General features: G+C 71.6%; 18 protein-coding genes. 12 read left to right on the top strand and 6 right to left on the bottom strand.

What is annotated here, in order from left to right:
* Positions 1–28: 28 nt before the first annotated feature.
* The 4 genes from HA039_RS03175 to HA039_RS03160 are packed head-to-tail and all read right to left on the bottom strand — an operon-like array spanning position 29 to position 4,592.
* A complete protein-coding gene (locus HA039_RS03175; RefSeq protein ID WP_167023422.1) occupies positions 29–1,384 on the bottom strand; it encodes a GH1 family beta-glucosidase in 1,356 nt (451 codons plus the stop codon).
* A 20-nt stretch (positions 1,385–1,404) separates the two neighbouring features.
* Positions 1,405–2,265 carry a carbohydrate ABC transporter permease gene (locus tag HA039_RS03170; RefSeq protein WP_167023419.1) on the bottom strand — a complete coding sequence of 287 codons (861 nt, stop codon included), beginning with the start codon at positions 2,263–2,265 and terminating at the stop codon, positions 1,405–1,407.
* Positions 2,258–3,271, bottom strand: a complete 1,014-nt coding sequence (locus tag HA039_RS03165) for a carbohydrate ABC transporter permease (RefSeq protein ID WP_167023416.1) — start codon at positions 3,269–3,271, stop codon at positions 2,258–2,260. Before HA039_RS03165 ends, HA039_RS03170 begins: the two co-directional genes overlap by 8 nt.
* Before the next feature lie 10 nt (positions 3,272–3,281).
* The gene (locus HA039_RS03160) at positions 3,282–4,592 is read right to left on the bottom strand and encodes an ABC transporter substrate-binding protein (protein WP_167023413.1); all 1,311 of its coding nucleotides are present in this window, start codon (positions 4,590–4,592) and stop codon (positions 3,282–3,284) included.
* Positions 4,593–4,734: 142 nt separating this feature from the next.
* On the opposite strand from HA039_RS03160, the gene HA039_RS03155 reads away from it, so the two are divergent.
* Positions 4,735–6,069, top strand: coding sequence for an ROK family transcriptional regulator (locus HA039_RS03155; RefSeq protein ID WP_167023410.1), 1,335 nt, complete (start codon positions 4,735–4,737; stop codon positions 6,067–6,069).
* A gap of 157 nt (positions 6,070–6,226) precedes the next feature.
* Here HA039_RS03155 and HA039_RS03150 read toward each other — a convergent pair whose 3' ends face one another.
* Positions 6,227–7,387 (bottom strand): LacI family DNA-binding transcriptional regulator, encoded by a 1,161-nt coding sequence (locus HA039_RS03150; protein WP_167023407.1) that lies wholly within the window; start codon positions 7,385–7,387, stop codon positions 6,227–6,229.
* Between the two features lie 153 nt (positions 7,388–7,540).
* On the opposite strand from HA039_RS03150, the gene HA039_RS03145 reads away from it, so the two are divergent.
* Positions 7,541–8,896 carry a transglycosylase family protein gene (locus HA039_RS03145; protein ID WP_167023404.1) on the top strand — a complete coding sequence of 452 codons (1,356 nt, stop codon included), beginning with the start codon at positions 7,541–7,543 and terminating at the stop codon, positions 8,894–8,896.
* On the opposite strand, the gene HA039_RS03140 is transcribed toward HA039_RS03145, so the two are convergent.
* Entirely contained in the window at positions 8,777–9,943 is a 1,167-nt protein-coding gene (locus HA039_RS03140) for a DMT family transporter (RefSeq protein WP_167023401.1), read from the bottom strand. The two genes, HA039_RS03145 and HA039_RS03140, sit on opposite strands and share 120 nt — an antisense overlap.
* Positions 9,944–10,182: 239 nt before the next feature.
* On the opposite strand from HA039_RS03140, the gene HA039_RS03135 reads away from it, so the two are divergent.
* From HA039_RS03135 to HA039_RS03090, 10 genes are all read left to right on the top strand, one after another.
* Positions 10,183–10,902 (top strand): (2Fe-2S)-binding protein, encoded by a 720-nt coding sequence (locus HA039_RS03135; protein ID WP_167023399.1) that lies wholly within the window; start codon positions 10,183–10,185, stop codon positions 10,900–10,902.
* Positions 10,903–10,986: 84 nt separating this feature from the next.
* Positions 10,987–12,183, top strand: a complete 1,197-nt coding sequence (gene glgA / locus HA039_RS03130) for a glycogen synthase (protein ID WP_243869085.1) — start codon at positions 10,987–10,989, stop codon at positions 12,181–12,183.
* Between the two features lie 25 nt (positions 12,184–12,208).
* On the top strand, positions 12,209–13,426 hold the full coding sequence (gene glgC, locus HA039_RS03125) for a glucose-1-phosphate adenylyltransferase (RefSeq protein ID WP_167023396.1): 1,218 nt from the start codon (positions 12,209–12,211) through the stop codon (positions 13,424–13,426).
* Positions 13,427–13,597: 171 nt separating this feature from the next.
* Positions 13,598–14,521: an NADP-dependent oxidoreductase gene (locus tag HA039_RS03120; protein ID WP_167023393.1), complete on the top strand. Its 924-nt coding sequence runs from the start codon at positions 13,598–13,600 to the stop codon at positions 14,519–14,521.
* Complete coding sequence (locus HA039_RS03115; protein ID WP_167023390.1) at positions 14,518–15,231, top strand: GNAT family N-acetyltransferase; 714 nt, start codon at positions 14,518–14,520, stop codon at positions 15,229–15,231. The genes HA039_RS03120 and HA039_RS03115 overlap by 4 nt, the downstream gene beginning before the upstream one ends.
* 100 nt (positions 15,232–15,331) lie before the next feature.
* On the top strand, positions 15,332–16,804 hold the full coding sequence (locus HA039_RS03110; RefSeq protein WP_167023387.1) for an SDR family NAD(P)-dependent oxidoreductase: 1,473 nt from the start codon (positions 15,332–15,334) through the stop codon (positions 16,802–16,804).
* 225 nt (positions 16,805–17,029) lie between these two features.
* Positions 17,030–17,200 (top strand): hypothetical protein, encoded by a 171-nt coding sequence (locus tag HA039_RS03105; RefSeq protein WP_167023384.1) that lies wholly within the window; start codon positions 17,030–17,032, stop codon positions 17,198–17,200.
* A 139-nt stretch (positions 17,201–17,339) separates the two neighbouring features.
* Positions 17,340–18,632 (top strand): EfeM/EfeO family lipoprotein, encoded by a 1,293-nt coding sequence (locus tag HA039_RS03100; protein WP_243869082.1) that lies wholly within the window; start codon positions 17,340–17,342, stop codon positions 18,630–18,632.
* The gene (gene efeB, locus HA039_RS03095) at positions 18,629–19,924 is read left to right on the top strand and encodes an iron uptake transporter deferrochelatase/peroxidase subunit (protein WP_167023381.1); all 1,296 of its coding nucleotides are present in this window, start codon (positions 18,629–18,631) and stop codon (positions 19,922–19,924) included. The genes HA039_RS03100 and efeB overlap by 4 nt, the downstream gene beginning before the upstream one ends.
* 162 nt (positions 19,925–20,086) lie before the next feature.
* Positions 20,087–21,964 (top strand): phospholipase C, encoded by a 1,878-nt coding sequence (locus HA039_RS03090; protein ID WP_167023378.1) that lies wholly within the window; start codon positions 20,087–20,089, stop codon positions 21,962–21,964.
* The last annotated feature ends 79 nt before the right edge of the window (positions 21,965–22,043 follow it).

Here is a 22,043-nt window from a genome sequence, read left to right as displayed (position 1 = left end):
TCCCGTCCGGCGATCGAGGACAACGCCGTCAGGCGGACGCGTCGCGCTTCGCCGACGCCTCGCGGATGATCTCCGCGTAGCGGTGGCCGCTGGCCTTGATCGTACGGACCTGCGTCTCGTAGTCCACGTGGACCAGCCCGAACCGCTTGTCGTAGCCGTACGCCCACTCGAAGTTGTCCATCAGCGACCAGGCGAAGTACCCCGCGAGCGGCGCGCCCTTCGCCACCGCGCGGGCGCACGCCGCGAGGTGGTCCTCCAGGTACGTGGTCCGCTCGGAGTCGTCGACCGTGCCGTCCTCGCGCACGACGTCGGGGAAGGCCGAGCCGTTCTCCGTCACGAAGATGCGCTGGACGCCGTACTCGTCGGTGAGACGGAGCAGCAGCTGCTCCAGGCCCTCCGCGTGCACCTCCCAGCCCATGTGGGTGTGGAGCTCGTTCGGCCCGTCGACCTGCTTCGCGAAGGGCGCGACCCCCGCCGGGTCGTCCTGGACGATCTGGCGGAAGTAGTAGTTCAGCCCCATCCAGTCCAGCGGCGCCGCGATGGTCTCCAGGTCGCCGGGACGGATCGGCAGTTCCACGCCGTACAGGTCGACCATGTCCTGCGGGTAGCCCCGGCCGAGGATCGGGTCCAGCCACCAGCGGTTGGTGTGCCCGTCCGCGCGGACGGCCGCCGCGCGGTCCGCCTCGCTGTCCGAGGCCGGCTCGATCGGGCTGAGGTTGTTGACGATCCCGATCCGCGCGTCCGGGGAGACCGCGCGGATCGCCTGGACCGCGAGCCCGTGCCCGAGGTGCAGGTGGTACGAGGTGCGCACCGCCGCTTCGAGGTCGGTGACGCCGGGCGCCATCGTGCCTTCCAGGTGGCCGATCCACGACGAGCACAGCGGCTCGTTGAGGGTCGCCCAGTCCTTGACGCGGTCGCCCAGGCGCTCGGCGACGACGGAGGCGTACCGGGCGAAGTGCTCGGCGGTCTCCCGGACCGGCCAGCCGCCCCGGTCCTGGAGCGCCTGCGGCAGGTCCCAGTGGTAGAGCGTGGCGAACGGCGTGATGCCGGCCTCCAGCAGCCCGTCCACCAGGCGGTCGTAGAAGTCGAGGCCCGCCTTGTTGACCGGCCCGTCCCCGCCGGGGATGACACGCGGCCAGGCCAGCGAGAAGCGGTAGGCGTCCACGCCGAGCCGCTTCATCAGCCCGATGTCCTCGGGGACCCGGTGGTAGTGGTCGCAGGCCACGTCACCGTTGTCGTTGTTGTCGATCGTGCCGGGGAGGTGCGAGAACGTGTCCCAGATCGACGGGGCACGGCCGTCCTCGGCCACGGCCCCCTCGATCTGGTACGCGGCTGTGGCGACGCCCCAGGTGAAATCGGGAGGAAGGGCGTTGAGGTCGTTCACGAACTGCCTTTCGGGGTGGTTCACTTCACGGCGCCCGCGGTGAGGCCGGCGACGAGGTAGCGCTGGAGGAGAAGGAACCCGACGACGACGGGCACGCTCACGACCAGCGACGCGGCCATGATCTGGTTCCAGTACACGTCGTTCTGGGTCGCGTAGCCCTGGAGACCGACCGCGAGGGTACGGGTCTGGTCGTCGGTCATGACGGAGGCGAAGAGGACCTCGCCCCAGGCCGTCATGAACGCGTACACGGCCACCGCCACGATGCCCGGGACGGCGGCCGGGACCACGACCTGGAACAGGGCGCGGATCGGCCCGCAGCCGTCCACCATGGCGGCCTCGTCCAGCTCACGCGGGATGGAGTCGAAGTACCCGATCAGCATCCAGATGGAGAACGGCAGCGAGAACGTCAGGTAGGTGAGGATCAGCCCGGCGCGCGAGCCGTACAGCTCGATGCCGGTGCTGTTCCCGATGTTCACGAAGATGAGGAACAGCGGGAGCAGGAAGAGGATCCCCGGGAACATCTGGGTGGAGAGCACCGTGATGGTGAAGGTCCGCTTGCCGCGGAACTTGTAGCGGCTCACGGCGTACGCCGCGAACACCGCGATCACCACGGAGAGGACCGTCGCCGAACCCGCCACGATCAGCGAGTTCAGGAAGTACTTGGCGAGCGGGACCGTCTTCCAGATGTCGAAGTACGGGCGGATCGTGAGGTTCGTCGGGAACCACTGGAACTTCCCCGACACGTCCTGGAGCGGCTTGAGCGAGCTGCTGACCATCACGTAGACGGGCAGCAGCGCGAAGACCGCCAGCACCGTCAGGACGACGCGGCGCGTCCACAGGAACGACTGCGGCGGTGCCATGGGAGAGCGGGGGCTAGACATCACTGCCCTTCCTTCCCCGTGAGGTGATGAACAGGTAGACCGCCGTGACCAGCAGCAGGAAGAGCAGCAGCAGCACGGACATCGCCGAGCCGGAACCGAAGTTCCAGGTGACGAACGACGACTGGTAGATGTGGATCGAGATCAGGTCCGCCGCTTCCGGCGCCGACTTGCCGAACAGCACGTACGGCGTGTTGAAGTCGTTGAACGTCCACAGGAACAGCACCAGCACCAGCACCTGGTTGACCGGGCGCAGCGACGGCAGCGTGATCTTGCGGATCTGCTGCCAGATGCCCGCCCCGTCGATGGAGGCGGCCTCGTACAGGTCACGCGGGATGTTCTGGAGCGCGGCCATCAGCATCAGGAACGCGAACGGCCAGGACTTCCACAGCGAGACGATCACCAGCGCGATGAAGCTGTTGTTGCCGATCAGCCAGAACGACGGCTTGTCGGTGAGGCCGAGCTGGTCGTGCAGGACGTGATTGATCACGCCGTTGTCGTGCTGGAACATGAACGCCCAGGTGATGACCGCCGCGTACACCGGCAGGGCGTACGGGACCAGGAAGATCGTCCGCAGGACGCTCCTGCCGCGGAAGTTCTCCTGGAGCATGATCGCCGCCGAGACCCCGAGCAGCCACGAGAGCCCCACGGAGAGCACGGTGAAGGCGCAGGTGACGAGGAACGAGTGGAGCAGCGCCTGACCGATCGGGGCATCGAAGTCGATGGCGACCTTGTAGTTGTCGAAACCGGCGGAGGGTGAATTGCCCCAGTTCCGGATGAAGAACTGGGTGAGCTGCCGGAAGCTCACCCATATCCCGATCACCATCGGGATGATGTGGATGAGCAGTTCGAGCACGACGGCGGGGAGCAGGAGGAGGTAGGGCAGGCCGCCCTGACGGATCCGGTCGGGGATGCGCGGGAGGAATCGTCGTCCGCGCGCACCCCCGTTGTCCGTCTTCTCCACGGCGCCCGCTTGGTGCCCACTGCTGGGTGTCACGGTGGCGGTCATGGAGAGAGCCTCACGGAGTCATCTGCTGCTGGGCCTTGGTCAGTGCTGCCTTGACGGATTCGGTGGTCACCGGCTTCCCCGCCGCGGCGTCGGCCCACAGGCCCTTGACGGCGGTACCGACGGTCGTCTCGAACTGGGACTCGTTCGCGACCTGGGGGAGCGGGGCGGCGCTGGTGGCCAGCGTGTCCTTGAGGACCTTCACGTCCGAGGCGTTGAACGCCGGGTCGGACTGCGCGGCCTTGACGGGCGGGACCGAGCCGTAGGTCTTGTTCAGCAGCGTCTGCTCGGCGTCGCTCGTCATGAACTTCACGAACTTCTTCGCGCCGTCGATGTTCTTGGTGTTGTTGAACACCGCGATGTTGATGCCCGCGACCATGGAGTTGGTCTGCGCGCCCGTGCCGGGAACCCCGGACGGGACGGGCACCGGGGCGACGCCCCAGTCCTCGGGCTTCATGCCCTGGGAGGCGAAGGTCGACGCGGCGGCCTGCCACAGGACCATGGCCGTCTTGCCCTTGGAGAAGTCCTGGAGGGACTGGTTCTGGGCGTACTCCGCGTTGCCCGGAGCGATGATCTTGTCCTTGGCCATGAAGTCGACGTACTGCTTCACGGCGGCGACCGCGCCGTCCGACGTGAAGGTCGGCTTGCCGTCCTTGTCGAAGAAGTCCGCGCCGTGCTGCTTGCCGAGGACGAAGACCTGGTGGATGTTGTTCGAGAGGTTACCGCCCTCGGTGGCCAGGCCCCACTTGCCGTCCTTGGAGATCTTCTTGCCGTCGGCGACCAGCTCGTCCCACGTGGCCGGCGGCTTGGTGATGCCCGCGTCCTTGAACATCGCCTTGTTGTAGTAGAGCGCGTACGCCAGCGAGTACAGCGGCACGGCGGAGGGGTCCTTGCCCTCCGCGCCCGCCGAGGCCACGGCCGAGTCGACGAACCGGTCCCTGCCACCGATCGCGTCGAAGTTCTTCGTGTCCCACGGGAGGAGCGCGCCGGTCGCCTGGAGCGAGGCCGACCAGGTGTTGCCTATGTTCAGCACGTCGGGGCCCTTGCCGGACGACGTGGCGGCGAGGATCCGGTTGAGCAGATCCGACCACGGCACGACCTCGAGCTTGACCTTGATCCCGGTCTGCTTCTCGAACTTCGCGAGCTCCGGGGTCAGGATCTTCTTGTCGGCCTCGATGCTGGGACCCTGGTTGGACGCCCAGTACGTGAGGGTCTTCGGTGATTCGTTGCTTCCACCTTCTGACGATCCCCCGCCGCAGCCGGTGACGGCTGCCGCGAGAGCGCTGACGATGGTTACTGCTGCTGCGGCTCTGGCCTTGCGCATGTGAGGTGGCCCCTTTCCGGGGATGGCAGCGTTCGAGAGTCGAACGGCCTCCATGACTTAATTTATGACGTGATTTAAGAGGTGAGAGAAGGTCGCGTCAAGGGCTGGGGCCGGGGTATGTTGCCTGCCGGGAAGGAGCAACATGGCTGAGCGCGGCAGACGGACAGTGCGTGACCTGCGCCGGGGCAATCGTGCCAGGGTTGTACAACGGTTGTATTTCGACGGTCCGCTGAGCCGTCAGGAGCTCGGATCCGCCACAGGACTCAGTTCGGGCTCCATCAGCAACGTTGTCGCCGAACTGGCCTCGGAGGGCCTCCTCGAAGAGGCCGGCGTCGTCGACTCCGACGGCGGCCGTCCGCGTACCCTGCTCCGTGTCGCCGCCGACGGCGGCCTGCTCATCGGCATCGACATCGGCGAGACCCGGGTCCGCGTCGAGCTCTTCGACCTGTCACTCACCGAACTCGCCAGGACCGAGCGGCTCCTTGCCCAGCACGGTTACGACGTCGAACGCATCGTCTCCCACGTCCGCTCCGGCGTCGCCGACGTCCTGCGCGACGCGGGCGCCGACCCCGGCCGGCTCCTCGGCATCGGCATCGGCGTCCCCGGCATCATCGAACGGGACGGGCCGGACGGCGCGGTGGTGCACGGCCAGACCATCGGCTGGAGCGCGGTCCCCTTCGAGAAGCTGCTGCGCGAGGGCTTCGAAATCCCGCCCGAGGTACCGCTGTTCATCGACAACGGCGCCAAGACCCTGGGCCAGGCCGAGATGTGGTTCGGCGGCGGCAGGGGCGCGGGCACGGCCGCGATCGCTCTCATCGGCTCCGGGGTCGGCGCCAGCGTCATCCACGGCAGCAGCCTGGTCGAGGAGAGCCGCCGCAGCAGCGCGCTGGAGTGGGGGCACACCACCGTCCAGATGGGCGGGCGCAGATGCCGCTGCGGCTCCATCGGCTGCCTGGAGGCGTACGCGGGCGCCGAGGCGATGCGCGAGCGGTGGTACGAGGCGGGCGGGCCGCTGCCGGACGACGCCGACGACGAGACGGCGCTGGCCGCGCTGCTCGAAGCGGCGTTCCCCGGACCCGACGGGCCGCCGCCCGATCCGGTGGCCGTCTCGCTCCTGGACCACACCGCGGAGTGCCTCGGGGCCGCCGTCGCGGACCTCATCAACCTCTTCCTGCCGGAACGCATCCTGCTCGGCGGGTGGGCGGGGCTGCTCATCGGGCCGCACCTGCTGCCCGCGATCCGGCGGCACGCGGAGGCGTACTCCCTGAAGCACCCGTCGGCACGCACCAGCATCGAACTGGGCGAACTGGGCCCGGACGCGGTGACGGTGGGCGCGGCGACGCTCCCGCTGGCCGCGTTCCTCGCCCGGGGCGGCAGCCGCCCCCGGGTCCCCGCGCCGGCCGGCCCCGTGGAGCCCGGCGTCCTCGCGACCCCCCACCGCTGGCGCCGCACCCCAGCCCCGGACGCCTCGGCCTGAACGCCCGGCCCCGTTGTCCTCAATCGCCGGACGGGCTTGATCGGGCCGGCCTTCGTTCCACGCCCGGCGTGCGCGATCCCGGACAGGCGGGCAATTCAAGCCCGTCCGGCGATTGAGGACACCACCGGCCCGTCCGGCGATCGAGGACAGCGCCGCGCTACGCGGAGTCCCGTACCACCAGGGTCGGTTCGTAGATCACCGAGGTGACCGGGAGGCTCGGCCGGGCCAGGCGCTCCAGCAGAAGATCCACCATCGCCCCCGCCATCTCCTCCACCGGCTGCCGCACCGTCGTCAGCGGCGGCCGGCACGCGGCGGCCACCCCGTTGTCGTCGAAGCCGATCACCGCGACGTCCTCGGGCACCCGCCGCCCGTGCTCGCGCAGCACATGGCACGCGCCCACCGCCATCAGGTCGTTGGCCGCGAACACCCCGTCCAGGTCCGGGTGTTCCGCCAGCAGCCGCGCCATCGCCACCTCACCGCTCTCCTGGCTGAACCGCCCCTCCACCGCCGGCGCGTCGGGACGCCCCCGGCGCGCCAGTGTCTCGCGGAACCCCGTCAACCGGTCCTGCCCCACCGGGGCCTCCAGCGGCCCGGTGATCGTCACGATCCGGCGGCAGCCGCGCTCCAGCAGCCGTTCCGCGGCCAGCCGCGCGCCGTCCCGCTGGGCCAGGTCCACGTAACTGATGCGCACCGGCCGCGTGGGCCGGCCGTAGAGCACCGCGGACAGCCCCGCCTCGGTGAGCAGCGACGGCAGCGGGTCCTCCGCGTGCGCGGACACGACCAGCGCGCCGTCCGTGTTCCCCTGCCGGATGTACGAGACGACCTCGTCGCGCGCGCGGGCGGTCCCCGCGAACATCAGCATCGGGTACATCCCGCGCGGCCGCAGGTGGTTGACGACCCCCGTCACCACCCTGCCGAAGAACGGGTCGGCGGACACCCGGGCGGTGAACGAGACACTCCCGCCGTCGGTCTCCCCGTCCTCGTCGTCCACGCCCCCGCCATCGTCGCGCCCTTGGCCCTCACCGGCGCCGTTCTCCCGGCCGGAGGGCGACGGCCCCGCCTCCTCCATCGCGTCGTCCGCCGCCGCCCCCGAGACGACCAGGGCGATGGCGTCGGCGCGCCGCGTGACCAGCGAACGGGCCGCGCGGTTCGGTGTGTAGCCCGTGGCGGCCACGGCCTGCCGTACCGCCTCCTGTATCGCGGGATCGACATTGCGCACCCCGTTGACCACCCGGGAGACCGTGGCGCGGGAGACTCCGGCCGCCCGTGCCACGTCCTCCAGGGTGGGCGCGGCGGCCGATCGCACGTCTTCCGTCATGGGCCATTTGTAGCACCAGACGGAGAGCGCTCTCGTAGGGGGCGTATTCGGGGGAAAGAGGGCGGGCGGAGAGTGAGCTCTTGTCACCGTCCGTACCCCTCCCTTAAGTTGGCGGTTTGCGACGTGTCCTACCTGTCAACGGGGGAGCAAGTCATGGCCGCTACCGGTCGGCACCGCAGGTACCAGCCGAGCCGCATCAACCGTGTGTCGCTGTCCGTGGGGGTGGGGGGCGCCGGCATGGCGCTGCCGCTCATCGCGGCGGGCGCGGGGCACGCCGCCTCCGTGGACGTCTGGGAGAAGGTCGCGGCCTGCGAGTCGACCGGTGACTGGAAGATCAACACCGAGAACGGCTACTACGGCGGGCTCCAGTTCACCCAGTCCACCTGGGAGGCGTACGGCGGCCGGAGCTTCGCCCCGCGCGCCGACCTGGCCACCAAGGACCAGCAGATAGCCGTGGCCGAGAAGGTCCTCAAGGGACAGGGCCCGGGCGCCTGGCCGGCCTGCTCGGTCAAGGCGGGGCTCACCCGCGGCGGCGACGCCCCCGACATCACGCCGGTGCGCGAGAAGACCCGGCCCGCCTCCGCGCCGGACGGCCGGACGGCGAGGGCCGGGACGGCTCCCGAGTCGAAGTCCGGGCCCCGGGCCGAGCCGAAAGCGCGCTCCACCGAGCAGGCCGCCTCGCCGACCTCCGTGCCCACCCACCGCGAGGGGTACACCGTCGCCCGGGGCGACTCCCTCTCCGGGATCGCCGCGGACGAGTCCGTCAAGGGCGGCTGGCAGCGCCTGTACGAGGACAACCGCCGCGTCATCGGCAGCGACCCCGACCTCATCTTCCCCGGCCAGAAGCTGGTCCTCCAGGCCCCGGCGAAGAGCGCCCCGGCGAAGGGCGCCCCCGCGAAGAGCGCTCCGGCGAAGCGCGCGACTCCCGCCACGAAGCCCCAGGCCGAGCCCGCCGAGAAGCCGGCGCAGGCGGCGAAGCCCCGTACGGCCGAGAGGCCGAGGACCGCGGAGAAGCCGAGGACCGCCGAACCGAAGCGGACCGCCCAGCCGAAGCAGGCGGAGAAGCGCAGGACCGAGGCGCCCGCGCGGACCGGCACGCAGACCACCGGTGGAGTCACCGCCCCCGTATCCGCTTCGACCGGCACGCCGTACCACAAGGCGGGAGCCTGGGCGAGCGGTTACCACACGGGCGTCGACTTCCCCGTCCCCACCGGCACGTCCGTGAAGGCGGTCGCCGCCGGGCACGTCGTCTCGGCCGGCTGGGCGGGGTCGTACGGCTACGAGGTCGTCATCCGGCACGCGGACGGCAAGTACAGCCAGTACGCGCACCTGTCCGCGCTGACCGTACGCGCCGGCCAGCAGGTCAGCGGCGGCCAGCGGATCGCCCGCTCAGGATCCACCGGCAACAGCACGGGACCGCACCTGCACTTCGAGATGCGTACGGGGCCGGGCTACGGCAGCGACATCGACCCCCTCGCCTGGCTGAGGGCGCGCGGCGTCCGCATCTGACGCCCGCCGCTCCTCCTGAGATCCCCCCTCCGGCCGCGTGCCGTCCGCGCGCGGCCCGTCCGGCCGGGGGGTGGTGTCCTGGCGGGTGCCGGTGGCTATGTCCCCGGGCTGCTCGGGCTGTACGTCCTCCGGGCGCGCGCCGCCCGGGGGACCCCCGCGCCGGGGCCCGGGGCCCGCGGGCCCGGACGGCGGCGCCGCCGGCTCGTCGCGCGGCTCCCGCGACGACCCCAGCCGCTCGGTGGTGAGCAGGATCAGCCCGCCCGCCGCGACCACCCCGGACCCCAGCGCCAGCACCGTGCCCGGCACGCCGTACCGGAAGGTCTCGCCGAACAGCGTGATGCCCACCGCCGCGGCCACCACCGGATTGACGACCGTGACGGTCGCCAGCGGGGCCGCCAGTCCGGCGCCCCGGTACGACGCCTGGGAGAGCATCAGGCCCGTCGCCGCCAGCAGGCCGATCACCAGCAGGCTCGGCACCTGCACCGTCGCGGAGTCCGACGTCCAGTCCACCGCGACCGTCTTGGTGAACACCGACGCGATGCCGAACGCGACACCGCCCGCGGCGGCCAGCAGCATGCTCCGTACGATCGGCCGGTGCACCAACTGCGCGACCAGGAACAGCAGCCCGACCGCGCCGAACGTCGCCGCCCCGAGGATCAGCCGCTCCGTCCCGCCCAGCGAGTGCGAGTCGGTGCCGCCGGTCAGGGCCAGCAGCCCCGCCAGCCCCACCGTCGCCATGATCGCGCCACGCCACGCCGTGTGCCCCGCCCTGCGTCCCACGAACAGCGCGGCCATCGGCGGCGCGAAGACGATCGTCAGCGCGCCGAGCGGCTGCACCAGGCTCAGCGGCCCGTACGCCAGCGCCACGACGTGCAGCAGCGCCCCCACCCCGTTCAGACCCACCGCCGCCCACCACACACCGTGGTGGAGCGGGGCGTAGGGACGGTCGGGGGTGTCCGCCGCGACGCGCTCCTGAAGGATCGCCCCGGCCGCGTAGGCGACCGCGGAGACCAGCGACAGCAGCACGGACAGCGCAAGTGCACTCATGCCTCCACGATCTCTCGTCCGGACGGATTCGGCGTCGTCCTGAAGGGCTCAATCCGTCGTACTACGGTCGTAGTACGGGGGGCTCCGTCACGTCCACCCAGAGAGGGTCGTGCAGGTCAGCGCCGGGGAAACGGGTGCCGACCGGCTCCGCCCGAACGGCCGGGAGCGGTCACGGTCCGTGAAGGAACGGCCGGAGCGTCACGACGAGTGACCGGAAAGCCGACGGGAGAGAGGTACGCATGGGCTCGACGGATCTGGCGGAAGTCGCCTCTGTAGGAGGCTTCTTCGCGCTGCGCACCACCCCACCGGCCGGCGCGCACGGCGCACTGGCCCGGGTGTACGAGGGCGGCATCGCGCCCCTCTCCGCCCGCGTCGACAAGGTGGCCGGCCGGCTGCGCGCGCCCGAGCGCCGGGTCGCCGCGTCCGTCGCCCAGCTCGGCCTGGCGGCCCGCCTCTGGTCGATCGCCCTCGGTTGCGCCGTTCTGGGGGACGGGGTGCCCGATCTGGACCCCGGGCGGCTGCACTGGGACCCCGACCTCACCACCCCCGACGACCTCTGGCTGGCCGGCCCCCGGTTCCTCCCCGCCACCGCCGCGACCGTCCGCGAGGTGGTGCAGTACGGCCATCTCGTCCCGCTCGCCCGGGCCCTGCGCCGCGACGGCCACGTCTCGCCCCGGCTGCTGTGGGGCAACGCGGCCTCCGCCCTCGCCGGGGCCGCCCGGGAACTGGCCGCCTGGGGGCACCGCCACGGCCGCCCCGAGGTGGCGGCGCGGGCCCACACCCTCGCCGCCGAGCTTTTCGATCACCGGGACCTGCGTGCCACGGGTGATTACGGGGCAGGGTCCTTCCGACGGCGGAGCTGCTGTCTCCACTACCGGTGTCCGGGTGGCGGGCTGTGCGGGGACTGCGTCTTCGACCGGCCCCCGCGACGGTCTTCCGCCGGGGCCGATTCCGGGTGACCATGACTGGCGTCGGCACCTGACACCGCGTGTGGCAGGCTGACCGGCACTGCTTCGAACCAGCGGCTACGACAGGGGTACGGCGTGAGGGTGGGGCTGCTGACGCGGGAGTATCCGCCGGACGTCTACGGCGGGGCGGGTGTCCATGTGGAGTTCCTGGCCCGGGAGCTGCGGTCCCTGACGGACCTCGACGTCCACTGCTGGGGCGAGAGCGCCGACCCCGCGGCAGACGCCCGCGACCGGGTGTTCCGCCACGGCGCCGCCCCCGGGCTCGACGGCGCCAACGACGCGCTGCGCACCTTCTCGGTGGACCTGGCGATGGCCGCCGCGCTCGACGGCCGCGAGCTGGTCCACTCCCACACCTGGTACGCGAACCTCGCCGGCCACGTCGCCAAACTGCTGCACGGCATCCCGCACGTGATGACCGCCCACTCGCTGGAGCCCCTGCGGCCCTGGAAGGCCGAGCAGCTCGGCGGCGGCTACGCGCTCTCCAGCTGGGCCGAACGCACCGCGATCGAGGCCGCGGACGGCGTCATCGCCGTCTCCCACGGCATGCGCGCCGACATCCTCGCCGCGTACCCGGCACTCGACCCCGACCGGGTGCACGTCGTCCACAACGGCATCGACACGCGCCTGTACCGCCCGGATCCGGCCACGGACGTCCTGGAGCGGATCGGCCTCGACCCGGACCGCCCGTACGTCCTCTTCGTCGGCCGCATCACCCGCCAGAAGGGCGTCCCGCACCTGCTGCGCGCCGCCCGCGCCCTGGACCCCGACGCCCAGCTCGTCCTGTGCGCCGGCGCGCCGGACACCCCGGAGATCGAGCGCGAGTTCCGCGCGCTGGTCGAGGAGTTGCAGCGCACCCGCGACGGGGTGCACTGGATCCCCGAGATGCTGCCGCGCCCCGAGGTCGTCCAACTGCTCACGCACGCCGCGGTGTTCGTCTGCCCGTCGGTGTACGAGCCGCTCGGCATCGTCAACCTGGAGGCCATGGCCTGCGGGACGGCCGTCGTCGCCTCCGCGGTGGGCGGCATCCCCGAGGTCGTGGACGACGGGCGTACGGGCCTGCTCGTGCCGTACGACGAGCACGCCCGAACGCCCGTCGAATTCGAGTCGGCCCTCACGGAAACCCTCAACCGGGTTCTCGACGATCCGGAGTCGGCGGCCGCGATGGGGGTAGCGGGACGGGAGCGCGCCGTACGCGAGTTCGGCTGGGACCAGGTCGCCCTCCGTACGCGCGAGGTGTACCGGAAGCTGCTGAAGTCCGATCAGGGCTTCTGAGAGTACGGACGAGTAGGGAGCGGCGATGCGCGGTGGACCTTCGGTGCTCGGAATCGTTCTGGCGGGCGGGGAAGGCAAACGCCTGATGCCGCTCACGGCGGACCGGGCCAAACCGGCGGTGACGTTCGGCGGTACGTACCGCCTCGTCGACTTTGTCCTGTCCAACCTGGTGAACGCGGACATCCTGCGCATCTGCGTGCTCACGCAGTACAAGTCGCACTCACTGGACCGCCATGTGACCACCACCTGGCGGATGTCCAGCCTGCTGGGGAACTACGTCACGCCGGTCCCCGCCCAGCAGCGGCTGGGCCCGCACTGGTATCTGGGCAGCGCGGACGCGATCCTCCAGTCGCTCAACCTCGTCCACGACGAACAGCCCGACTACATCGCGGTCTTCGGCGCCGACCACGTGTACCGCATGGACCCCCGCCAGATGCTCCAGCAGCACATCGAGAACGGCGCGGGCGTCACCGTCGCCGGGATCAGAGTGCCCCGCGCCGAGGCCTCCTCCTTCGGGATCATCACCCCCGCCTCCGACGGCGTCCAGGTCGACAGCTTCCTGGAGAAGCCGGCCGACCCGCCCGGTCTGCCGGGGGACCCCGGGCGGGTCTACGCCTCGATGGGCAACTACCTTTTCACGACGAAGGTCCTCGTCGACGCCCTGCACCGGGACGCCGAGGACGAGAACTCCGTGCACGACATGGGCGGCTCCATCCTGCCGATGCTGACCGAGCGCGGCGCGGCCCAGGTGTACGACTTCACCGAGAACCACGTCCCCGGCGAGACGCCCGCCGAGCACGGCTACTGGCGCGACGTCGGCACGCTCGACTCGTACTACGACGCGCACATGGACCTGATCTCGCCCCAGCCCGCCTTCAACCTCGACAACCGCCGCTGGCCCATCTACACCCACTCCACCCAGCTGCCGCCCGCGCGCTTCGTGGCCGGCGGCATCGCGGGCGAGTCGATCGTCAGCCCCGGCTGCGTCATCCGCGGCCAGGTCACCCGCTCCGTCCTCTCGCCCGGGGTGGTGATCTCGGAGGGCGCGGTGGTGCAGGGCTCGGTGCTCCACGACAACGTACGGATCGGCCGCGGCGCGGTCGTCAGGAACGCGATCCTCGACAAGAACGTGGACGTACCGCCCGGCGCGACGATCGGCGTCAACCCCGAGCGCGACGCGGCGCTCTACACCGTCTCCAAGAACGGCATCATCGCCCTCGGCAAGGGCCAGGTCGTCGCCTGACCCCGCCCGCCGCCCGGGACGCCGTCCGTCCCTCCTCGCGCTTCGTTGCGGGATCATGAACAGCGTGTGATCCCGGGAATAGCCGTCCGGTGATCCGCTTTCCATGGGTGTGGGGGCCCGACCCCGTGGGCCGGGGCCCCGCGACACCGTCGGCCGAACCGAGGAGTTCCCATGACCCAGGCCTATGTCTTCACCAGCCACGGCGGTCCCGAGACGGAAGCACTCCTGGAGCTGCCGGACCAGCCGGAACCCGGCCCCGGACAGTTGCTCGTCGCCGTCCGGGCCGCCGGTGTGAACCCGTTCGACCACAAACTGCGTACCGGCTTCCAGCTCCCCGGTGCCCCGCCGACCCAGTTCCCCGCCGTCTTCGGCGGTGAGGTCGCCGGCGTGGTCCAGGCGGTCGGACCCGACGTGACCGGCTTCGCGGTCGGCGACGCCGTCTTCGGCTCCGCCGTCACCGGCGGCTACATCGAGTCCACCCTCGTCCCCGCCGCCGTCGCCGCGCACAAGCCGGACGCGCTGTCCTTCACGGACGCGGCCACCCTGCCGGTCGCCGCCGCCACGGCCTACGACGGCGTGAACCAGCTCGACCTGCCCAAGGGCGCCACCCTCCTGATCACCGGCATCGGCGGCGGGGTGGGCGTCGCCGCCGCCCAGATCGCGGTCGCGCGCGGCCTGCGCGTCGTCGGCACGGCGAGCGCGGGCAAGAAGGAGTTCGTCGAGTCGCTCGGCGCCACGCACGTCACCCCGGGCCCCGACGTCGCCGCGCGCGTACGGGCCGTGGCGCCCGACGGGATCGACGCGGTGTACGACCTGGTCGGCGGCGCCGCCCTGGAGGCCGTCGCCGAGCTGGTCGAGGACCGCACGAAACTGATCACCGCGGGCGACTACGCGACCGTCACCCGCCTCGGCGGACAGCCCGTGCAGCGGCTGCGCAACGCCGAGGTCCTCGACCGGGTCGCCGAACTCGCCGTGAGCGGGGCGCTGCGGCCGTACGTGACCCGGACCTTCCCCCTGGAGCGGGCCGGCGAGGCGCTGCGCGCCGTGGAAGAGGGCCACGCCCAGGGCAAGATCGTCATCGAGATCGGAGCATGAACGCCGTGTCGCACCCGCTCGACAACCCCGCCTACTCCTCGCTGACCGGGCCGCACGCGCACTTCGCCGAACGGCGGGGCCGGCTGCTGCGCTACCCGCCGGAGGTCTCGCCCTGGCTGGGGCTCCCCGACGAACCGGACGACGAGGACTGGGCGGACGTCGCCGCCCTCACCGGGCCCGGCAACACCGTCGGGCTGGCCGCCCTGGAGGTTCCCCCGCCGGAAGGCTGGGAGATCACTTTCAGCATCGGCGGGGTGCAGATGATCGACGACGGTGTGGCCGCGGCCCCCGACGAGGAAGCAGTACGTCTCGGCACCGAGGACGTCCCCGAGATGCTCGACCTCGTCGCGCGCGCCCAGCCGGGACCGTTCCTGCCCCGCACCATCGAGATGGGCACCTACCTGGGCATCCGCCGCGGCGGGGCGCTTGTCGCGATGGCCGGGGAGCGGCTGCGGCCGGTCGGCCACACCGAGATCAGCGCGGTCTGCACCGACGCCGCGCATCGAGGCCAGGGACTCGCGGGACGGCTCGTCCTGGCCGTCGCCCACGGCATCCGTGAGCGCGGTGACATTCCCTTCCTGCACACGGCCGCCAGGAACACCAACGCCATCAGGCTCTACGAATCGCTGGGCTTCCGGCTCCGCAGGAAGGTCACCTTCCTCGAGGCCCGCGTCCCGCTGCCGGACGCCGGCCGGGTCAGCGCCGGGTGACCCGAGGGATTTTGTTGACACCCGACACATCGGTATGCTCCTGACCTGCGCACGAGTGACTGCGCACGGGCGCACGGGCGAGCGAGGAACGGCAGCGGCGATGACGGTGACAGAGGACAACCCGGCGTACGGCGAGAGCCTGACGCACGGCCCCGGCATCGACCCCGACCGGCTGGCCGTCTGTCTGAGCGTGCTGGACGAACTCGACAAGATCGACGTCGACCACCCCGACGCGATCGCCGTGCGCCGGGCCACCGCCGGGATCTACCGGACCGTGAAGCAGCGCCGCCGCCAGGAGCGCCGCGCCTCGAAGACCGCCCACGACCGCGCCGTCACCGAGGCCACCGCCACCGGCTCCGCCGAACGCATCGACGACGAGACGCAGGGCCTGCTGCCGTCGTCGTCCGTCGCCGGCGAGATCGCGGGCGTCCTCCGGCGCCCCCGCTCCTGCTACATCTGCAAGACCCGCTACGTCGAGGTCGACGCCTTCTACCACCAGCTCTGCCAGAGCTGCGCCGCCGAGAACCGCGCCCGCCGCGACGCCCGTACGGACCTCACCGGCCGCCGCGCGCTGCTCACCGGCGGCCGGGCCAAGATCGGCATGTACATCGCGCTGCGCCTGCTGCGCGACGGCGCCCACACCACCATCACCACCCGCTTCCCCACCGACGCGATCCGCCGCTTCAAGGCGATGGAGGACAGCGACGAGTGGATCCACCGGCTCAAGATCGTCGGCATCGACCTGCGGGACCCCGCCCAGGTGGTCGCGCTCGCCGACTCCGTCGCCGCCGAGGGCCCGCTGGACATCCTGATCAACAACGCGGCCCAGACCGTACGCCGCTCCCCGCAGGCCTACAGCGAGCTGCTCGCCGCCGAGTCCGCCCCGCTGCCGGCCGGGGAACTGCCCGCCTCCCACGTCATCGGAGCCTTCGGCAGCGGCGCCCAGGCCGTCCTTCCCTCCGGCACCGCCGAGGCGCTGTTCGCCACGGACGTCACCGGGCTCGCGCTCGTCGGCGGCTCGGCCACCCTCGCCAGGATCGAGGCGGGCACCGCGATCGACGCCGGCGGGCTCGTACCCGACCTGCACGACACCAACAGCTGGGTGCAGACGGTCTCCGACGTCGACCCGGTCGAGCTGCTCGAAGTCCAGCTGTGCAACTCCACCGCGCCGTTCATCCTCATCAGCCGGCTGCGCCAGGCGATGGCCGCCGCCGCGGCGACCCACACGTACGTGGTCAACGTCTCCGCCATGGAGGGCGTTTTCAGCCGTGGTTACAAGGGCGCCGGCCACCCGCACACGAACATGGCCAAGGCCGCGCTGAACATGCTGACCCGGACCAGCGCCCAGGAGATGTTCGAGTCCGACGGCATCCTCATGACGGCCGTCGACACCGGCTGGATCACCGACGAGCGCCCGCACCCGGACAAGATGCGCCTGGCCGACGAGGGCTTCCACGCCCCCCTCGACCTCATCGACGGCGCGGCGCGCGTGTACGACCCGATCGTGCGCGGCGAGCGCGGCGAGGCGCTGTACGGCTGCTTCCTCAAGGACTACGCGCCCGCCAACTGGTAGGGGGCCGTTCGGCCGGAAACCTCACTCTCCGGTGAGCCCGGTCGAGCGCACGGCCGCTCATCTGGTTAATCTGAGGGGCACACGCGGCCAACACCGGGGATACACCATCCTCACGGCCGCGCGGGGACAGGCCCACTACCACGGCCGCGGTCCCGCCCGAGTAGACGGCGCCACCGCGACGGAACTGCCCCTGTCCCAGAGTTGCGCGACACAGAGGAGTGCGCCGTGACACCAGACATCAAGACGAGCGAAGAACGGGCCGCCGAGCCCGGAGAGCCGACCCGCAGACCCGAGAAGCTCGGCAACCTCGAAGTGTGGGCCAGGTCGGCCCCCATCCGGTTGGCGGGCTACGAGGACGACCTCGCCGAACCGCACATCCTGCCCGGCATCGACTGACCGGGCCGGCCCACGGGCCGGGGCGTCGCGGGACGCCCGTCCGGCCGGCGCCCCGGCGTCGGCCGGACACCTGAACTTCGGGCGAACTTCACCGAGTCGCCCCTGGTCACCACGGTAACTGCAACTACCATCCAGTTTCGTGCCGCTACGTGACCTCTTCCACCACGTCCCCCCGGGACCGCGGGCGGACGCCCCGTCCGTCCGCCGTCTCCGACGCGGGCGGGTGACCCTCGCCGTGTGCCTCGCCCTGGCGGGTACGGGCGGCGCGCTCGCCCTCGCACTCCCCGGCACGGACGCCCCGCGTACCGTCGCCGAGCGGACGGACCCCGCCGACGCGCCGGACGCGCCCGCCGATGGGTTGCCGCACACCGCCGTCGAGGCGTCCGACGCCTCCGAGACCTGCGGCAAGGGCTGGCAGCACCCCCGCGCGGGACTCCAGGTCTTCGACGTACGCAACAACACGACCAGCGCCGCCGAGGTGTATCTCACCGACACCACGGGCGCGTTGCTCGGCGAGGTGGACGGGCTCGCGCCCGGCACCACCCGCCCGATCCGGGTCACCCTGGGCCGCGGCACCTACACCTTCCGCTGCCTGGTCGAGGACACCGACGCCGTCACCGGCGCGCCCGTACGCATCAGCGCCGGACCCGCCCGGGGCGGACCCGCGGTGCTGCCCGTCAACAACCACGACCTGATCCCCGTGGCCCTCGCCTACCAGAAGTGGGTGGCCGGCGGGTTCGGCGGTGTCGTCGACCGGGTCGACACACTGCGCGACGCGGTCGACCGGGGCGACCTGGCCGCCGCCCGCAAGGCCTGGCTCCCCGCGCACCTGGCGTTCGTCCGGCTCGGCGGCGCGTACGGCGCGTTCGGCGACCTCGGCTCCGCCGTGGACGGCACCGACGCCGGGCTCCCCGGCGGCCCGCACGACCCGGATTTCACCGGCTTCCACCGGGTCGAGTACGGGCTGTGGCACGGCGAGCCGGCGAAGACGCTGCGCGGTCCCGCCGACCGGCTGGCCGCCGACGTGGGGACCCTGCGGAGCGAGTGGGCGGACACCCGCATGGACCCGCTCGACCTGGGCCTGCGCACCCACGAGATCACCGAGGACAGCATCCAGCAGGACCTGACGGGCCGCTCCGACTTCGGCAGCGGCACCTCCCTCGCCTCGGCCCGCGCCGGACTGGACGGCACCGCCGAACTCGTGACGCTGCTGCGCCCGTTGCTGACGCCCCGCGACACCGGGCTGCCGCGGATCGACGGCGGACTGCGGACCACCGGGAAGGACCTGGACGCCCTGGCGTCCCGCGGCGGCTGGCGGGCGCCGACGGCCCTGCCCCGCGCCGACCGCGAACGGATCGACGCCGACTTCGGCGACCTGGCGGAACAGTTGGCCTCCGTGGCGGTCATCTTCGACGTACGGAGGACCTCATGACCACCGACCCCACCCTCACCCCGCCCCACGGCGACGCGGACCCCGCGGGGACCGCCCCGTCCGGCGTACGGCGGCGGTCCTTCCTCCACCGGGCCCTGGTGGCGGGCGCCGCCGGGGCCGCCGTCGGCGCCGGGGGAGTGGGCGCTGTCGCCCGCGCGGACGACGAGCCGGTGTCGGCGCGGCCGGAAGGGCACACGATCGCCTTCCACGGCGCCCACCAGGCCGGCATCCTGACGCCCCTCCAGCGCCACGCCGTGTTCACCTCCTTCGACGTCACCGCACGCGACCGCGCCGAACTGACCACCCTGCTGCGCACCCTGACCGAACGCCTGCGGTTCCTGACCGCGGGCGGCGTCCCCGAGCCGCTCGGCATCTCCGCGCCGCTGCCCGACTCCGGTGTGCTGGGCCCGGTCGTCCCCGCCGACGGGCTCACCGCGACCGTCGCGGTGGGCGCCTCGCTCTTCGACGACCGCTTCGGCCTCGCCTCCCGCCGCCCCCGCAGGCTCCGCCCGATGGACGTCTTCCCGGACGACGACCCGGAGGACGCCTGGTGCCACGGCGACCTGATGCTCCAGCTCTGCGCCGACCACCCCGACACCGTCGCGCACGCCCTGCGTGACGTCGCCCGGCACACCCGCGGGCTGATGCAGGTCCGCTGGCGCATGGAGGGCTTCGTGTCGCCGCCGCGGCCCTCCGGCACCCCCCGCAACCTGATGGGCTTCAAGGACGGCACGGCCAACCCCGACACCGGGGACGCGCGCCTCATGGACCAACTGGTCTGGGTACGGCCCGGCGCGGGCGAGCCGGCCTGGACGGCCGGCGGCAGCTACCAGGTGGTGCGGCTGATCCGGATGATGGTGGAGTTCTGGGACCGGGTGTCCATCCACGAGCAGGAGCGGATGATGGGCCGCTCCCGCGACAGCGGAGCCCCCCTGGACGGCCGCCACGAGACCGACCTGCCCCGCTACCCCCAGGACCCGCAGGGCGACGTCATCCCGCTGGACGCGCACATCAGGCTGGCCAACCCCAGGACCGCGGCGACCGCGGACAGCAGGCTGCTGCGGCGCGGCTACAACTACGACCGCGGGGTACGGGACAACGGCGACCTCGACACCGGCCTGGTGTTCTGCTGCTTCCAGCAGGACCTGGACCGGCAGTTCGCCGCCGTGCAGAAGAAGCTCGCGGGCGAACCGCTGGTGGACTACATCAAGCCGTACGGCGGCGGCTACTTCTTCGCCCTCCCCGGCATACGCGACAGCGCCGACTGGCTGGGCCGCGCCCTCCTGGCGTGAAAGACATTTGCATTCCCTGACCAACCATTCACCCCGGATACATGGTCGAGCCACGCATTGGTGCGTACAGGCATCCGACCATGCAGACGACAAAACAGACGGCGCGCACCACCCGGGCGTCCGACGGGGGCGGCCGGGCGCGCACGCAGCGATAGGTGACAGATGTTCAGTGCAAGAGCCATAGCGCGCCAGGGCAGGCGCGGGACGGGACGGGCCGCGACGCTCGCCACCGCCGCCGCCCTCATCGCGCTCGGCGGCTCGGTGGCGCCCGCCTCGGCGGCCGCCGCCCACCAGCCAAAGGACAACAGCGCGAAGACCACGACCCCGATCAAGCACGTGGTCGTCCTCTTCGACGAGAACGAGTCCTTCGACCACTACTTCGCGACGTACCCGAAGGCCGCGAACACCGACGGCACTCCCTTCGTCGCCTCGAAGAAGACGCCCAAGGCGGTCAACAACCTCGCCAGCGCGAACCTGCTGAAGAAGAACCCGAACCAGTACCTGCCGAAGCGGCTCACCCCGTCGCAGGCGCTGACCTGCTCGCAGAACCACAACTACGGGCCCGAGCAGCTCGCGTACAACAACGGCAAGGCCGACAAGTTCGTCCAGAACACCGAGAACGACACGTGCAGCGGTGGTCTGTTCAACGAGCCCGGCTCGGTCATGGACTACTACGACGGCAACACCGTCACGGCGCTGTGGAACTACGCCCAGCACTACACGCTGAGCGACAACTCGTACAGCTCCTCCTTCGGTCCCTCGACCCCCGGCGCGCTGAACCTGGTCTCGGGCCAGACGCACGGGGCGATCTCGGTCGACCCGGCCTCGGGCACCGAGAACCCGAAGCAGACCGCCACCCCCAGCTCGTCCGTGCTGGTCTCGCCGGACGCCAAGGGTGTCGGCACGGTCGTGGCCGACCCCGACCCGGCGTACGACGACTGCTCGGACAGCGACCACACGAGCACCAGCGCGCTCGCGGCCCTCAAGGGCAAGAACATCGGTGACCTGCTGAACGAGAAGGGCGACACCTGGGGCTGGTTCCAGGGCGGCTTCCGGCCGAGCACCGCGTGGGACGGTACGCCGGGCACGTACGCGAAGTGCGACACCACGCACAACAACGTGGGCGGCACGGCTGTGAAGGACTACAGCCCGCACCACTCGCCGTTCGAGTACTACAAGTCCACCTCCAACCCGCACCACCTCGCGCCGGCCTCGGTCGACGAGATCGGGCACCAGGGGCGGGCCAACCACAACTACGACCTCACCGACTTCGACGCGGCCCTGGCCGCCCAGAAGCTGCCCGCGGTGAGCTTCCTCAAGGCGGGCCAGTACCAGGACGGCCACCCCGGCACCTCGGACCCGCTGGACGAGCAGCAGTGGCTGACCACTGAGATCAACAAGATCCAGAAGTCCGCGCAGTGGAAGGACACCGCGATCGTCGTCGCCTACGACGACTCGGACGGCTGGTACGACCACGTCACCCCGCCGGTCCTCAACGGGTCCAAGGACAAGACGCTGGGCTCCAACGGCCTGCCCACCGACGCCAAGGCCTGCCAGCAGGGCCCCGTCGCGAAGGCCGGCTACCAGGACCGGTGCGGCCCCGGCCCGCGCCAGCCGCTGCTGGTCATCTCGCCGTACTCGAAGACGAACCACATCGACCACACGCTCACCGAGCAGACGTCGATCACCTCGTTCATCGAGAACAACTGGAAGACCGGCCGGATCGGTGACGGTTCGTTCGACGTCCGGGGCGGCACGCTCCTCAACGCCTTCGACTTCAAGCACCCGAACAACGTCCAGGTGCTGCTGAGCAAGGACGGCTCGGTCTCCTCGATCAAGTCGATCCCGAAGCACCCGGCGAAGCCGGTCAAGTCGAAGATCACGGGTCCGGCCGGGGGCAACCTCGACCGGGCGGGTCTGGCGGCGTCGAGCGGTTCCACGTCCGTGGTGCTGCCGACCGCGATCGGCGCGGCGCTGCTCGTCGCGATCGGTGGCGGGGCGCTCGTGCGCCGTCGCGGCCGGGATCGCGCGGCGGCCTGACGTGCCGGCGGTCTTACCTGCCGGCGGACCGACGTCCGTACGCGCGGGTGTGCGGGGAGGGGCGGCGCTGCCCCTCCCC

The sequence above is a fragment of the Streptomyces liangshanensis genome (assembly GCF_011694815.1).
Lineage (GTDB): Bacteria > Actinomycetota > Actinomycetes > Streptomycetales > Streptomycetaceae > Streptomyces > Streptomyces liangshanensis.
This window is presented reverse-complemented; position numbering and strand designations above follow the sequence as displayed.

Excerpts from the sequence above, each read along its gene's own strand:
- HA039_RS03110 (WP_167023387.1), top strand. The coding sequence starts at position 15,332 with ATGACGGTGACAGAGGACAACCCGGCGTACGGCGAGAGCCTGACGCAC.
- glgC (WP_167023396.1), top strand. The coding sequence starts at position 12,209 with ATGCGCGGTGGACCTTCGGTGCTCGGAATCGTTCTGGCGGGCGGGGAA.
- HA039_RS03150 (WP_167023407.1), bottom strand. The coding sequence starts at position 7,387 with ATGACGGAAGACGTGCGATCGGCCGCCGCGCCCACCCTGGAGGACGTG.
- HA039_RS03165 (WP_167023416.1), bottom strand. The coding sequence starts at position 3,271 with ATGACCGCCACCGTGACACCCAGCAGTGGGCACCAAGCGGGCGCCGTG.
- HA039_RS03140 (WP_167023401.1), bottom strand. The coding sequence starts at position 9,943 with ATGAGTGCACTTGCGCTGTCCGTGCTGCTGTCGCTGGTCTCCGCGGTC.
- HA039_RS03160 (WP_167023413.1), bottom strand. The coding sequence starts at position 4,592 with ATGCGCAAGGCCAGAGCCGCAGCAGCAGTAACCATCGTCAGCGCTCTC.
- HA039_RS03135 (WP_167023399.1), top strand. The coding sequence starts at position 10,183 with ATGGGCTCGACGGATCTGGCGGAAGTCGCCTCTGTAGGAGGCTTCTTC.
- HA039_RS03115 (WP_167023390.1), top strand. The coding sequence starts at position 14,518 with ATGAACGCCGTGTCGCACCCGCTCGACAACCCCGCCTACTCCTCGCTG.
- HA039_RS03120 (WP_167023393.1), top strand. The coding sequence starts at position 13,598 with ATGACCCAGGCCTATGTCTTCACCAGCCACGGCGGTCCCGAGACGGAA.
- efeB (WP_167023381.1), top strand. The coding sequence starts at position 18,629 with ATGACCACCGACCCCACCCTCACCCCGCCCCACGGCGACGCGGACCCC.
- HA039_RS03145 (WP_167023404.1), top strand. The coding sequence starts at position 7,541 with ATGGCCGCTACCGGTCGGCACCGCAGGTACCAGCCGAGCCGCATCAAC.
- HA039_RS03090 (WP_167023378.1), top strand. The coding sequence starts at position 20,087 with ATGTTCAGTGCAAGAGCCATAGCGCGCCAGGGCAGGCGCGGGACGGGA.
- HA039_RS03155 (WP_167023410.1), top strand. The coding sequence starts at position 4,735 with ATGGCTGAGCGCGGCAGACGGACAGTGCGTGACCTGCGCCGGGGCAAT.
- HA039_RS03170 (WP_167023419.1), bottom strand. The coding sequence starts at position 2,265 with ATGTCTAGCCCCCGCTCTCCCATGGCACCGCCGCAGTCGTTCCTGTGG.